Annotated in this window: 10 protein-coding genes and 1 pseudogene; 8 read left to right on the top strand and 3 right to left on the bottom strand. The window is 67.4% G+C overall.

Translation table 11 applies throughout. The annotated features are described in order from the left end of the window. Positions 1-33: 33 nt before the first annotated feature. The 6 genes from AB4Y43_RS16035 to AB4Y43_RS16010 all read left to right on the top strand — a co-directional run bounded on the left by AB4Y43_RS16035 (position 34) and on the right by AB4Y43_RS16010 (position 6,892). A complete protein-coding gene (locus AB4Y43_RS16035) occupies positions 34-1,302 on the top strand; it encodes an MFS transporter (RefSeq protein WP_342946862.1) in 1,269 nt (422 codons plus the stop codon). A 168-nt stretch (positions 1,303-1,470) separates the two neighbouring features. Further along, entirely contained in the window at positions 1,471-1,935 is a 465-nt protein-coding gene (locus tag AB4Y43_RS16030) for a zinc-finger-containing protein (protein ID WP_069261524.1), read from the top strand. A gap of 210 nt (positions 1,936-2,145) precedes the next feature. Further along, positions 2,146-2,544: a hypothetical protein gene (locus AB4Y43_RS16025; protein ID WP_342946863.1), complete on the top strand. Its 399-nt coding sequence runs from the start codon at positions 2,146-2,148 to the stop codon at positions 2,542-2,544. A gap of 873 nt (positions 2,545-3,417) precedes the next feature. Beyond that, complete coding sequence (locus AB4Y43_RS16020; RefSeq protein ID WP_176732804.1) at positions 3,418-3,588, top strand: hypothetical protein; 171 nt, start codon at positions 3,418-3,420, stop codon at positions 3,586-3,588. 206 nt (positions 3,589-3,794) lie between these two features. Next, positions 3,795-5,543, top strand: a complete 1,749-nt coding sequence (locus AB4Y43_RS16015) for an ABC transporter permease (protein WP_368728210.1) — start codon at positions 3,795-3,797, stop codon at positions 5,541-5,543. Between the two features lie 14 nt (positions 5,544-5,557). Next, on the top strand, positions 5,558-6,892 hold the full coding sequence (locus AB4Y43_RS16010; RefSeq protein WP_069261521.1) for an AAA-associated domain-containing protein: 1,335 nt from the start codon (positions 5,558-5,560) through the stop codon (positions 6,890-6,892). Positions 6,893-6,975: 83 nt separating this feature from the next. Here AB4Y43_RS16010 and AB4Y43_RS16005 read toward each other — a convergent pair whose 3' ends face one another. Then, entirely contained in the window at positions 6,976-7,374 is a 399-nt protein-coding gene (locus AB4Y43_RS16005; protein WP_069261520.1) for an FKBP-type peptidyl-prolyl cis-trans isomerase, read from the bottom strand. Positions 7,375-7,645: 271 nt separating this feature from the next. Continuing rightward, positions 7,646-10,552 (bottom strand): mechanosensitive ion channel family protein, encoded by a 2,907-nt coding sequence (locus AB4Y43_RS16000; RefSeq protein WP_368728209.1) that lies wholly within the window; start codon positions 10,550-10,552, stop codon positions 7,646-7,648. 436 nt (positions 10,553-10,988) lie between these two features. On the opposite strand from AB4Y43_RS16000, the gene AB4Y43_RS15995 reads away from it, so the two are divergent. Next, positions 10,989-12,278, top strand: coding sequence for an MFS transporter (locus tag AB4Y43_RS15995; RefSeq protein WP_368728208.1), 1,290 nt, complete (start codon positions 10,989-10,991; stop codon positions 12,276-12,278). Positions 12,279-12,281: 3 nt separating this feature from the next. On the opposite strand, the gene AB4Y43_RS15990 is transcribed toward AB4Y43_RS15995, so the two are convergent. After that, positions 12,282-13,061: a 2-dehydropantoate 2-reductase gene (locus tag AB4Y43_RS15990; RefSeq protein ID WP_368728249.1), complete on the bottom strand. Its 780-nt coding sequence runs from the start codon at positions 13,059-13,061 to the stop codon at positions 12,282-12,284. On the opposite strand from AB4Y43_RS15990, the pseudogene AB4Y43_RS15985 reads away from it, so the two are divergent. Further along, positions 13,056-13,184 (top strand): annotated as a pseudogene (locus AB4Y43_RS15985) (2-oxo-hepta-3-ene-1,7-dioic acid hydratase); the annotation flags it as partial. The gene AB4Y43_RS15990 and the pseudogene AB4Y43_RS15985 sit on opposite strands and share 6 nt — an antisense overlap. Between the last annotated feature and the right edge of the window lie 9 nt (positions 13,185-13,193).

Raw genomic sequence — 13,193 nt, 5'->3', positions numbered from 1 at the left:
CGCACCCGATTTTTCGCTTTTTCCCGCTGTTCAATGACCACACCTTCTCCGGAGGCGGCGTCCGACGACCCGCCCAGCCTTTCGCGCAATCGCGGTTTCCAGCGCTTCTATGGCGCGCGCGTGCTGTCGTCGCTCGCGTTCCAGATGCTCGCCGTCGCCATGGGCTGGCACATCTACGCGCTCACGCATAGTGCGTTCGCGCTCGGTCTCGTCGGCCTCGCGCAGTTCCTGCCGATGTTCTGCCTCACGCTCGTCGTCGGCCACGTGGCGGACCGCTACGACCGCAGACGCATCGCCTCCGTCTGCCAGCTCATCGAATGCGCCGCCGCCCTGACCTTCGCGGCCGGCACGGTCGGCGGCTGGCTGAGCGCGCCGCTCATCTACGCGCTCGCCGCGTGCGTGGGCGCAGCGCGCGCATTCGAGTCGCCCGCCATTTCGTCCTTGCTGCCGGGTGTCGTGCCGCGCTCGCAGCTGCCGAACGCGACCGCGTGGTCGACCTCGGCGAACCAGACCGCGAACATCGTCGGCCCGGCGCTGGGCGGCCTGCTGTACGGCATCGGCGCGACGCCGGCCTACGCGGCCTGCTCGCTCGCGTTCGCGGCGGCCGCTACGCTCTCGGGCACGATCCCGCTGCGCGCCAAACCGCCCGCGCGAGCCCCCGTCACGCTCGAATCGGTGTTCTCGGGCATCGCGTTCATCCGTTCGCAGCCCGTCATTCTCGGCGCGCTGTCGCTCGATCTGTTCGCGGTGCTGTTCGGCGGCGCGACGGCACTCTTGCCCGTGTTCGCCCGCGACATCCTGCACGCCGGGCCCATCGCGCTCGGTCTGTTGCGCTCGGCGACGGCCGCGGGCGCGCTGGCGGGCTCGATCTGGCTCGCACATTTTCCGCTTCGCCGCCGCCCGGGTCTCGCGATGTTTGGCGGCGTGATCGTGTTCGGCTGCGCGACGATCGCGTTCGGGCTGTCGCATGACATCGTCGTGTCGCTGATGGCGCTGGCGGTGCTGGGCGCTTCCGACGTCGTGAGCGTGGTCGTGCGCACGTCGCTCGTGCAGCTGCGCACGCCCGACGAAAAGCTCGGCCGCGTGAGCGCGGTCAATTCGCTGTTCATTGGCACGTCGAACCAGCTTGGCGAGTTCGAGTCGGGCCTCACCGCTGGCTGGTGGGGCGCGCAGCGCGCCGTGCTGGTGGGCGGCGTGGCGACGATCTGCGTCGCGCTGCTGTGGATGCGGCTCTTTCCGGCCCTGCGCGACACGCGCTCGCTCGAGCGCGAAGAGGCGCACGCCACCGCCAGCGCGAACTGATCGCGCATGCGGCAACCCGCGGCGCCCCGTTTCACCGCTGCCGTGCGCCGGGGTTTGCCGTTATCCTTTCGCGAGGCCCGCTCGCAGCAGCGGAGGTAGCGGACCCCCGTTTTTCTCATCCACCCATCAAGTCATGCATCCATCGACCATCGTCCCGAGGAGCGCCGCATGCGCGTAGGCCGCCCCGTCAAGGCGCTGCCGCAGCCGCTGTGCGATTACTGCGGCGCGAAAGCGGTGCTCGCGCGCTTCGCCGACGAGGCCTACCCGTATCGCGACGATCACGGCCCGCTATGGGTCTGCACGCCCTGCGAGGCCTGGATCGGCGTGCCCGCGCGCAGCACGCGCAACGTGCCGCTCGGCCGGCTTGCCAACGCCGCCCTGCGCGACGCCAAGAGCCGCCTGCACGACGCGCTCGAACCGCTGGTGGCCGCGAAGATGCGGCGCGACAAGGTCAACGCCTTCGAGGCACGGGGCAAGGCCATCCGCTGGCTCGGGGACGAACTGGGCTTCGACCTGCCCAATCCGTCGATCCACCTTCTGAGCCTCGAGCAGTGCGAGCGGGCCATCGCCCACATCGAGGCGTTCATGGCCGCGCGACGCGCCGACGGCGGGGGCGAGCGCGAACCGCGCTGAGCCGGCCGCCGCCAGCCGCTTGCCCGCCTGTCAGGCGATGCGCGGCGCATGTCTGTCACTGATAGTTACATTCGATTTGAGGGTCGGCGCTTAACCTTCGGCGCGCCGTGCCGTTATTGCACGGAACAGACTCTTACTTGCCCTTCCATGGCCAGGACCATCCCTTTTCCGCAGCGCTCGCAAGCCGGTCGCCCCCGACGTAGCAAGTCGATGCTGCTGCCGATCCCGCGCGCGGTCGCCAACGAACTCGCGCTGCAGGTGCATCTCGCGCTCGCCGCGCTGCGCCGCGGCGGCACCGGCGACGACGCACGCGCGTTGCTCCATGCTCACGTGCTCGCGCAATCGATTGCGGAGGCCGGATATGGCACGCTCGAGCCGGAACAGGTGCGAGCGGCGGATGCCGCGCTGATCGCCTGTTTCGAGAGCGGCAACACGGGCGGCGGCTGGCAGCTGGACGATGCGGGATTCGAGGCTGTTGCGCAACTCGTGAATGTGTACGACCGCCAGTTGCAAGGCGCGCCGCTGTGGGCGCTGACCGAGGCAAGCGAGCGGCTCGAGCGCATGGGCGCAGGCGATGCCAGCCAGCACGCATTGCGCAAGAGCGCGTGACGCGCGCGACGCCGGGTACGCACATTGCGGCCGGCTTGGATGACCGTCGCCGCACAGACCCAGTAGTTAGCAGGCAGTATGGTGAAGTGAACGATCCTCTTTGAAAGACGATCGAGGCGAGAGACGGAAGGCCGCCGGCGGGCGATGCATCCCCAAAAAATGCATGGCCGCGCCGATCGAGCCAGGGATGCGCTGTGGCGAACCGGGCGCGTGCCCGAGCGGGCCGCCGGTGCGCGCTGTGGTGACATTGGCACGAGATTTGACGCGGGATGCGAATCGTGTTGACTTCGGACAGGTGGCGCGCCTAAAATTCGCCCGTCTTAACAAAAGGGGCTGACGCCTTGGACAGTAGCAGTTGTCGATCTTCGAACAGTTTCGCTGCCTGACCGGCAGGACGTCCGCGCTCCTTTTCTTCCCGCCGCCGTCTTGCCAGCCAGGCAGATGGTGCGCGTCCAGCAGTAAATCCTCGTGCACTCTTGAATAGCGTCGACCGACGCCGCAGCGCCTTGACCGTATCGAGCGCCGCGGATGGCCGACATCGCGCCGTAAGCCCGCCCTGATCGATGCGCGCTTGCGGCACGGTTCGTTCGTTGCGCCCTGAGCGCGACGCGCGGATCGACACATGCGCGCTTTGAAGCCCTTGAAGCCGCTTCGCGTTCGAGCTGCCGACTCGATGCAAGCCCTGGGCTCAGCCGCCGTGACGATAAGGAGTTCCGATGTCTGACAGTGACAGTTATCCGTTATGCCGCTTCCTTTTGAATTGCACTGAGGAAAGCGGGCAGACGCGAGCCGCCGCGCGCTGAAAGATTGCGCCCTGCCGGGTCTGCTGGCTTTCCTCCCCCACGCGTCCCCCGCGACGCCAGGAGAACCAGTATGAACTTCGGCCTTCTTTTGCCGCATCTGTCGCAACTGCAGCAAACGCAGCACACCTTCCATCCCGATCTGCTCGGCGCGCGTGAGCGCGCGAGCGCCCCGCCGCCCTGCCGGGAATCGCGACTCGCCGCGCGCTGGCGAGACCTGCGAGCGCGCGTGTTTCGGGTCTGAATCAGACAAGCAGTAACGGATCCCCGCGCGTATGCCCAGCCGGCCTGGCCGGCCCTACGCGCCGCGCGAGGGATTCGCGCAATAACCCATCGCCGGTGCTTCGACATGAACCAGTTCAACCACACATTGCGAACGACCCGCCGCGCAGCGCGCGCCTGCGCCGGCGTGCTCGTGCCCACGCCAGTACTCGCTAACGGAGGCCGCTAATGGAGTTCAGCTTCAACCTGAACCGCACGGCCAACGCCTCGGCGTGGCGCGTGCTGCCGAACCGCTGGGACTTCGTGGCGTTCCCGCTGATGATCGGCCTGATCGCAATGGCGGCCGTGGGCTTTCACGAAACGATGGCGCCCATTGCCACGTTGAAGGCGCAGCCCATCTCGCTCGATCCCGCGAACCTGCCCGAGTACGCCATGCGCACCACGCTGCGCATGCTTGCGGCGATGGTGGCCTCGCTCATCTTCACGCTCGTCTACGGCACGCTCGCGGCGAAGAGCCGCCGCGCGGGCCAGGTGCTCGTGCCGATTCTCGACATCCTGCAGTCGGTGCCGGTGCTCGGCTACATCTCGTTTACGGTCACGTTCTTTCTCGCGCTCTTTCCCTCGCGCGTGCTGGGGGCCGAGCTCGCGGCGATCTTCGCGATCTTCACGAGCCAGGCGTGGAACATGACCTTCAGCTTCTACCAGTCGCTGCGCACGGTGCCGCGCGATCTGGATGAAGTCTCGCGAGGTTTCCATCTCACGGGCTGGCAGCGCTTCTGGAAGCTCGAAGTGCCGTTCTCGATGCCGGGCCTCATCTGGAACATGATGATGTCGATGTCGGGCGGCTGGTTCTTCGTGGTGGCCTCCGAAGCGATCACGGTGGGCAACAACACGATCACGCTGCCGGGTGTCGGCGCGTATCTGGCCCAGGCGATCGCGGAAAAGAACCTGCACGCCGTGGGCTGGGTGATCCTCGCGATGGTCGTCGTGATTCTCGCGTACGACCAGTTCCTGTTCCGCCCGCTCGTCGCGTGGGCCGACAAGTTCCGCATGGAGAACACGAGCTCGGGCGACGCGCCCGAATCGTGGCTGCTCGACCTGATTCGCCGCACGCGTCTCATTCACCGTCTGCTCGTGCCGATGGGCTTCCTGCTCGCCACGCTCGCGCGCATTCCGTTGCGCGTGCAACTGCCGAAGTCGCTGCCCGTCGTCACCACGATCAGCAAGCGCTCGCGTATCGGCGACATCGTCTGGGCCGCGTTCGTGATCGCGCTGACTGTGTTCGTGGTGTGGCGCGTCGTGGCCTATGTGCGCACGGGCGTCACGCTCGATGAAGTCTGGCACGTGTTCGTGCTCGGCCTCATCACGCTCTTTCGCGTGCTGCTCTTGATCGCTATCGCTTCGGTGATCTGGGTGCCGCTCGGCGTGCTGATCGGCCTGCGTCCGGCGATTGCCGAGAAGGTTCAGCCGCTCGCGCAGTTCCTCGCCGCGTTCCCGGCGAACCTGCTGTTCCCGGTGTTCGTAATCGTGATCGTGCGCTTTCACCTGAACCCGGACATCTGGCTGTCGCCGCTGATCGTCCTCGGCACCCAGTGGTATATCCTGTTCAACGTGATCGCGGGGGCCAGCGCCTATCCGAACGACTACAAGGAAGCGGCGAAGAACTTCCGCATTCGCGGCTGGCAATGGTGGAAGAAGGCCATGCTGCCGGGCATTTTCCCGTACTACATCACGGGCGCGATCACGGCTTCCGGCGGCGCATGGAACGCGAGCATCGTCTCCGAGTTCGTGCAGTGGGGCGACACGAAAGTCGTCGCGCATGGCCTCGGCTCGTACATCGCCCAAACGACCGCCGCCGGCGACTTCCCGAAGATCATTCTGGGCATCGCGATGATGTCCCTGTTCGTTACGTTGTTCAATCGCGTGCTCTGGCGTCCGCTGTACACCTACGCCGAGTCCCGGCTGCGCCTCGATTGAGATGGAGTGACATCATGCTGAATCCGAAAATCGTCTCTTCCGACCTGCTGCCGATGCGGCCCGCTCCCGGCCAGGAAGTGCTCGCCGTCAAGCATGTTTCGCGCGGCTTCGCGAAGAAAGAGGACGAGCGCCTCGTGCTCGACGACGTGAACCTCACGCTGCGCGAGGGCGAGATCGTCGGCTTGCTGGGCCGTTCCGGCTCGGGCAAGTCCACGCTGCTGCGCATCATCTCCGGGCTCATCGAGCCGACCGAAGGCGAGGTGAACTGGCTCGGCAAGCCGCTCGAAGGGCCGGCCGAAGGCGTGTCGATGGTGTTCCAGACCTTCGCGCTGTTCCCGTGGCTCACGGTGCTGCAGAACGTGGAAGCGGGCCTCGAAGCGCAGGGCGTGGGCGCGCGCGAGCGCCGCGAGCGGGCGCTGGCGGCCATCGACCTGATCGGTCTGGACGGCTTCGAAAACGCCTATCCGCGTGAGCTTTCGGGCGGCATGCGCCAGCGCGTGGGCTTCGCGCGCGCGCTCGTGGTCGACCCGACGCTCCTGCTCATGGACGAGCCGTTCTCCGCGCTCGACGTGCTCACGGCCGAAACGCTGCGTACCGATTTGCTCGACCTGTGGACGCAAGGGCGTCTGCCGATCAAGTCCGTGCTGATCGTCACGCACAACATCGAGGAAGCGGTGTTCATGTGCGACCGCATTCTCGTGTTGTCGTCGAACCCTGGGCGCGTGTCGGCAGAGATCAAGGTGCCGTTCAAGCATCCGCGCAACCGGCTCGACCCGGCGTTCCGCAAGCTCGTCGACGACATCTACGCGAAGATGACGGCGCGCGAAGCCGCCGAGGCCACGACTCGCCGTCTCGAAGTGGGCAGCCGCCTGCCGGACGTGTCGACCAACATCATGGCCGGTCTGATCGAAACGCTGGCGGCCGCACCGTATCACGGCCGCGCCGACATGCCGGAAATCGCGCGCTCGCTGCATCTGGAAGTCGACGACCTGTTCCCGATCGTGGAAATGCTGCAGCAGCTCGGCTTCGCCGACGTGCGCGAAGGCGATGTGCTGCTCACGCCGCCCGCCCGCGTGTTTGCGGAGATGGGCACGCAGGCGCGCAAGCTCATGTTCGCCGATCACCTGCTGCGCAACGTGCCGCTCGCGGCGCGCATCAAGAAGGTGCTCGACGAGCGCCCGGGCCATCGCGCGCCGCGCGTGCGCTTCGAGCAGGAGCTGGAGGACGTGCTTTCCGATGTCGACGCCGAAGAAACGCTCGATACCGTGATCGAGTGGGCGCGTTACGGCGAGGTCTTTTCGTACAACGACCAGTCGGAAATCTTCAGTTTCGAGGACGTCGAGGCGTAAGGCCTGCGTCCCTGCAAAAACAAGAACGGGCGGCGAGGATGACACCTCAACCGCCCGTTTTTTGCCTGCAGAATCTGCTGGCCTTATTGGCCGATCCCGATCAGCTCGATTTCGAACGTGAGATCGCTGTTCGGCGGAATCGGGCCGACCGCGCGATCGCCATAAGCGGTCGCCGCCGGGCAGGTCAGCTTCGCCTTGCCGCCGACCTTCATCTTCTGCACGCCTTGCGTCCAGCACGGAATCACGCGATTGAGCGGGAAGGTCGCCGGGCCGCCGTGCTTGTCGGAGCTGTCGAATTCGGTGCCGTTCGCGAGCGTGCCGCGATAGTTCACGCGCACGACGTCGGTGGCGGTGGGTTGCGGACCGGTGCCTTGCTTGATGTGTTCGACGACGACGCCCGACGGCAACTTGTCGATGGGGTTGGCGGCGAACGCGGTCGTTGCAACGGTGGCAGCGGCGACCAGGGCAATCAGTGATTTCATGAGATGTCCTCGTTGAATGGCAAATCGATTATATCGGGCGCGCCGCGCAAGCAGACGAAAGGTGAGCTTCTTCGGGACTCACCGCGCCGCGCGTGCAGCGCCTCATGCCACCGCTCGCAGACCCTTGATTAGACGGAGAACTTTACCCTGCCAGCGTTGCGCCGCGACGTTGCTCGCCCCGTATCGGTGAGACTTTTCGGGAGATCGATCGGGCGAAGCGACGGGTGAGGCCGGCGCGCGCGAGCCGCGCACCGGCCATGATGTCCACGCATCAATTCGGCTTGCCGCTCGACGACCCGTTACCGTCGCCCGACGCACCGGCGCGGCCGGCGCGCGGCTTGCCGCCTTGCGCGCCCGTCTTCGAAGCGCCGTGCGCCTGCGCCCGCGCGCGATCGTTGTCGGTGGCGTCGTCATCGTCGTGATCGTCGCCGTGCGTATGCCCTTCGACATCGTCACCGCGCGCCATGCCCACGAGGAAGTTGCGCTGCGGATTCGCCAGCTCGATGCCGCGCTCCGTGAAGCGCAGCAACACGCGCTTGTTGAACTCGCGCTGCACACCCCAGCGCGCCGAGTCCTTACACTGAATCTGCCCGACGAGCGTGACGGCCGCGCCATCCACCTGATCGACGCCCCAGTATGCGAAGTCGCTGAGAATGCCGTTCTTGAACGCGTCTTCCTTGCGGATCTCGGCGCCGATGTCCTTGAGTGTGTCGATGGCGCGCTGCAGATCCGCGCCATGCGCGATCTGCACCTTCACCGCCGCGTTGCCGATGCCGCGATTCGTGTTGTTCACCGTCGTCACCGAGCTGAACGGCACAGTGTAGAGCGAACCGTCGCCGCCGCGCAGGCGCACGGTGCGGATCGAGAGAAACTCGACCGTGCCCGAGACGCCCGCCACCGTCACCCAGTCGCCCACCTGCATGGCGTTTTCCGTCAACAGGAAGATGCCGGTGATGAAGTCCTGCACGAGCTTTTGCGAGCCAAAGCCGAGCGCCACGCCGAAAATACTCGCGCCCGCGATTAGCGGCGCGGTGTTCACGCCGAGCTGCGAGAGCGCGGTGAGCCCGACCACGACGAGGATCGAAACGAGCAGCGTGGTGCGGAACATCGGCAAGAGCGTGCGCAGTCGCGCGGCGCGTACAAAGTCGCCCGCGTCGGTCCATGCGTTCAGGCGCCGCTCGGCCGCGCCGTTCGCGAACTCCCAGATCGCGACGGCGGCAATGACGGCGATCACGATAGTGAGGAGTGCAGAGCCCAGCAGATGCCCCATCGGCGCGAGCGCGAGAATGCGTGCGGGACGCAGGCCCCAGACGTGCAGCAGCAGGTCGAGCGAGACGATCCAGATCGCCACGACGACGATGCGCCGCAGTGCCGGGTAATAGCGATACGCACGGCGCTGGCCGAAGCTCATCTTCTCCTGATCGTCGCGCAAGCCGAACGCGCGGCTCAACGCCCCGAGCAGCACGATGGCGCTCACGCGCGCGGCGAGCAGCACGACGAGCGAGAGTCCGCCCGCGCGCAGCAGCGCCGCGTAGCCGCCGCGCAGATCGAGCGCCCAGACGAACCAGAGCGCGAGGACGACGAAGAGCGCCACGCCCACCCAGATGTCGGCGAACCATTGCATGAACCAGGCATACGAGCCATGGCGTGCGGCGGCGGCGCGCATGGCGTCGGCCACGGGGCGGCGCAGCTGCAGGATCATCACGGCAAGCGCGAGGTGGCCGACCAGCGTGACGACCTTCACGAGTGCGAGATGCGCGTCCTCGGTCATGCCGAGCGGCACCGCGCCGCCAATCGCTCCGCCCACGCCGCCGATCACGACGACGCGCACGAGCCAGCGCTGCGCGTAAGCGGCCCAGTCGTCGGGCAGCGGCACGAGGCGCAGCGCGGCGGCGTCGGGCGCGAACAGCAGCTTGCCGAACATCACGATCACGCGGCAGATCACATACGTATCGACGATCTGGCCCACGGCTTCAGCGGGCGCGGCGTCGTCGGGGCCGAAGAGCGACAGCACGCCCGCGGCGCACAGGCCGAAGGCGATCACGGGCACGACTTCGAGCAGCATCACGAGCAACGCGCCCGGCAGACGCTGCAAGAGGCGCCAGTGATGCGCGCCGCGCAGCGCGTGGTACGCCTCTTTCGCGCGGTCGGCGGCGGTTTTTGGCGAGGCGCTGGCGTTGTCCTCGGCTTGCGCCGCGACCACGGTGGCGCGCGCTGCCGCGTTGGCGCCCGCGTTCGCGTTGGGGCCGGCGTTCGGGTCGCTGTCCTTTTCGTCCTGGCCGCTCTTGCCCTCGGCCGGCTCCATGCCGGCGGCTTCGCGCAGGGCGTCTTGTTGCGCGTCGGCCTTCGCATCGGCGGCTTTCGCCTGCGCGGCGAGCGCGAGGCTCGTGCCCGTCGCTTCAGGTGTTTGTGGCTGCGGCGTCGGCGTGCCGCCTTGCGCAGGGCCGGCGTCCTCGCGCTGTTTCGCGGCCTGATGCGCGGCAATGGCGCGCTCCGGCGTGGCGACGACGCGGCGCAGCAGCGTGGCGAGCGCGAGCGCGGGCACGAGCGTGAGCAGCAGCACGCGCAGCAGCGCGAGCATCAGCGCGTGGCCTTCCGGCGTGTTCAGATGGTCCTGCCACCAGTTGCGCGTGGACCAGAGGCCGAGCAGCGTCGCGAACGTATGGCTCAGATGCTGGCCCATCGTGCGCGCGCCGTGCGCCGCGTGATCGGCGATCTGCACGACCAGACCGTTGGAGCGCAATGCGCCCGCGAGCGGCGCCGAAGCGGGCGTGGCGGCCGCCGCGCCGGAGGCCGCGGCGGGCGCACTGGCCGCCGCGCTCGCCGAGGCGGGCACGGCCAGCGCGCCAGCGGCGGCGATGGCGCGCAGCGTGTCTTCCATGTGGCCGCGCTGCACGGGATCGTCGAGCACCTGCAGGGCGGCTTGCGCCTGGGTGGGCGTGAGCGCCACGGGGGCGGCCGGGTTGGCCGCGTTGGCATTAGCGGCGGGCGCGGCAGGCTGGGCGGGACGCGCTGGGCTCGCGCCGGGCTTGAACGCTTCGGCGACGGTGGCCGGTGTCGCCGCCGCTGCACGCGACGCGCCGAGCGCGAGCGTCAGGCCGGCTGAAACGGCGAGGACGGCAACGAGAGCTTGCAGGCGCGACGCGCGCGGGAACCGAAAGGCAGAAGAAAGGGACATCCTTGTCATGGGCTTACGGGTCGCGACTGCGGCGACCCTTCAGTGGCGGCGGAGGAAAAGACAGCGGGACAAAGTGCGCGGCTGGAAGCGCATTGGCGCGGCGCATAGCCTGCCGGCGCCCGATTCGTCGGAACGTTCGACGCGCTGCCGCAATTTCGGTGCCCACTTTGTGCGTGGGTGGCCCGCAGTGCGTTTGCGGAACCGCCAAAAAATGGCGCGGCGCGCGAAACGTGAGTGCTGACTATGCCGGGAGTATGCCTCTTTTACCTTACGAACGCGGATGAGACGCGCATGCCGGGCGCCGATAAAAGGGACGTTTCATTGCCATACGCGGTTCGTGGCGTACGCGGGTTTTGATCAGTGGCGCGTGCGCCCGGGCGAATGCTACCGTTGCACGGTCAACATTCAGGCCCGCCAGAGGCCGACGAGGAGAGCCATGAACAGCGTCAGCATGACCGGAGTGCGCAAGGGCAAACTGAGCCGAACGCAGTTGATCGTCGCCGCGACAATCGGCAATGCGCTCGAATTCTTCGATTTCACCGTCTACAGCTTCTTCGCGCTGACCATCGGCAAGCTGTTTTTTCCCACCATGTCGAGCTACGGGCAGTTGCTGGCCTCGGTCGCGACCTTCGGCGTGGGCTTCGTCATGCGGCCGCTTGGCGGCGTGGTGATCGGCGCGTATGCCGACCGCGCCGGACGCAAGCCCGCCATGACGCTCACCATCTTCATGATGGCGCTGGGCTGCATGCTGATCGGCCTCGCCCCCACCTACGCGCAGATCGGGGTGGCCGCGCCGGTCCTGATCGTGTTCGCGCGCTTGCTGCAGGGATTTTCCGCGGGCGGCGAAGTGGGCGCATCCACCACGCTGCTGATCGAGGCGGGCACGCCCGTCAATCGCGGCCTGCTCGGCAGCTGGCAGTTCGCGAGCCAGGGGATGGGCGTTTCGCTCGGCGCATTAACGGCCGGACTCCTGACGACTTTCCTCGCCGCCGACACGCTGCTCGTCTGGGGCTGGCGCGTGCCTTTCCTCATGGGCGTGGCGATCGCGCCGCTCGGTATGTGGATTCGCCGGCGTCTTGACGAGCAGTTGCCGCCGCAGGGGAGCGTGGTGCGCATGCCGGTGCTCGCCGTGCTGCGCGATCACTGGCGGCGCGCGGCGCTCGGCATCCTGCTGACGATCGGCTCCACGGTCACGGCCTATGTCGTCACGTTCTATATGCCGACGTATGCGATTCACGAACTGAAGGTGCCCGCGCCCACGGCCTTGCTCGCGGGGCTCGTTTCCGGCGTCGTGACCTTTCTGGTGGCGCCCGTATCGGGCCTGCTCTGCGACCGGTTCAGCCGCCGCGCGCTGATCTTCTGGCCGCGCGTGGGTGTCCTGCTGTTGATCTACCCGGCGTTCCTGTGGCTCGCGAGCGGCCCCGATGCCGCGCGTCTTTTGGTCACCGTAGGCGGCCTGAGCGTGCTGCTTGGGCTGCAGGCCGCGCCCTCCATCACGATGCTGCCCGAGATGTTCCCGCGCGCCGTACGCGCGACAGGCATGGCGATCGTCTACGGCATCGGCGTGGCGATTTTCGGCGGCTTCGCGCAGACCGTTGCCACCTGGCTCGTGAAGAGCACGGGCAATCTGCTCGCGCCCGCGTGGTACGTGATGGCGTGCGTGGCGATCTCGTGCCTCGCGTTGCCGTTTATTCGCGACCTTACGGGCAAGCCGCTCGAGGATTGACGGTTAGCCTTTCTGGCGCGCCGCTTCGAGATTCGCGTCGAGCTGCCGCGCCAGACCGTAGAGCATGCCGAGCGAGGGCGCCGCGACGCCCACACGCTGTGCCAGTTCATAGGGCGCGCCAAGAAGTGCTTCGACTTCGAGCGAGCGGCCCGCTTCCACGTCTTGCAGCATCGAGGTCTTGAACGCGCCTAGCTTGCGCGTGATCGCGTTGCGCTCCTCGATGGTCATCGCGAGGCGAATGCCGAGCGCTTCGCCGATCGCACGCGCCTCGGCCATGACCGCGCTCACGAGCTGCGCCGTGAGCGGGTCGTCGAGAATCACGTCGGCGGTCGAGCGCGTGAGCGCACTGATGGGGTTCATCGTCATGTTGCCCCAGAGCTTCGCCCAGATATCGGCCTGAATCGGCGCGGCCTTCGTGACCTCGAAGCCGGCCCGCGCAAGCAGCTCGCGCGCTTCCTGTGCGCGCGCGGCCATGTGCGCCGAGCCCTCGCCGACGATCAGATGATTGCCGCCGCCCTTGCGGATCACGCCCGGCCCCGCAATCGACGACGACAGATGCACGACACAGCCCGAAGCCTGCGCGGGCGGCAACGCCATGGAGACGACACCACCGGGATCGACCGCTTCGAGCGGGCCGTTCGCATGCGTGCCGCCGAAGCCGTGGAGAAACCACCAGGGCACGCCGTTCATCGCCGAGACGATATGCGTGTGCGGGCCCACGAGCGGTGCGAGCGAAGCGGCCGACTGGGCGAGCGCCTGACCCTTCAGGCAAACGAAGACGATGTCTTGCGCGCCGGCGATGTGATCCTGAGCGGCTCGTTCACGGCGCCGATTCCGGCACGCGCGGGCGATACGTTCCATGCCGATTACGGCACGCTGGGCGGCATCGGTTTCCATTTCATCTGATCAGGATGC

It is taken from the genome of Paraburkholderia sp. BR10872 (genome assembly GCF_040965835.1).
Taxonomy (GTDB): Bacteria; Pseudomonadota; Gammaproteobacteria; order Burkholderiales; family Burkholderiaceae; genus Paraburkholderia; species Paraburkholderia nodosa_A.
Note: the sequence above shows the minus strand (reverse complement) of the source record. Positions and strands in the feature narration are given on the sequence as shown.

What these genes read in the sequence shown, in the direction of transcription:
- AB4Y43_RS16035 (WP_342946862.1), top strand. Translation starts at nt 34, where the DNA reads ATGACCACACCTTCTCCGGAGGCGGCGTCCGACGACCCGCCCAGCCTT.
- AB4Y43_RS16030 (WP_069261524.1), top strand. Translation starts at nt 1,471, where the DNA reads ATGCGCGTAGGCCGCCCCGTCAAGGCGCTGCCGCAGCCGCTGTGCGAT.
- AB4Y43_RS16025 (WP_342946863.1), top strand. Translation starts at nt 2,146, where the DNA reads ATGCTGCTGCCGATCCCGCGCGCGGTCGCCAACGAACTCGCGCTGCAG.
- AB4Y43_RS16020 (WP_176732804.1), top strand. Translation starts at nt 3,418, where the DNA reads ATGAACTTCGGCCTTCTTTTGCCGCATCTGTCGCAACTGCAGCAAACG.
- AB4Y43_RS16015 (WP_368728210.1), top strand. Translation starts at nt 3,795, where the DNA reads ATGGAGTTCAGCTTCAACCTGAACCGCACGGCCAACGCCTCGGCGTGG.
- AB4Y43_RS16010 (WP_069261521.1), top strand. Translation starts at nt 5,558, where the DNA reads ATGCTGAATCCGAAAATCGTCTCTTCCGACCTGCTGCCGATGCGGCCC.
- AB4Y43_RS16005 (WP_069261520.1), bottom strand. Translation starts at nt 7,374, where the DNA reads ATGAAATCACTGATTGCCCTGGTCGCCGCTGCCACCGTTGCAACGACC.
- AB4Y43_RS16000 (WP_368728209.1), bottom strand. Translation starts at nt 10,552, where the DNA reads ATGTCCCTTTCTTCTGCCTTTCGGTTCCCGCGCGCGTCGCGCCTGCAA.
- AB4Y43_RS15995 (WP_368728208.1), top strand. Translation starts at nt 10,989, where the DNA reads ATGAACAGCGTCAGCATGACCGGAGTGCGCAAGGGCAAACTGAGCCGA.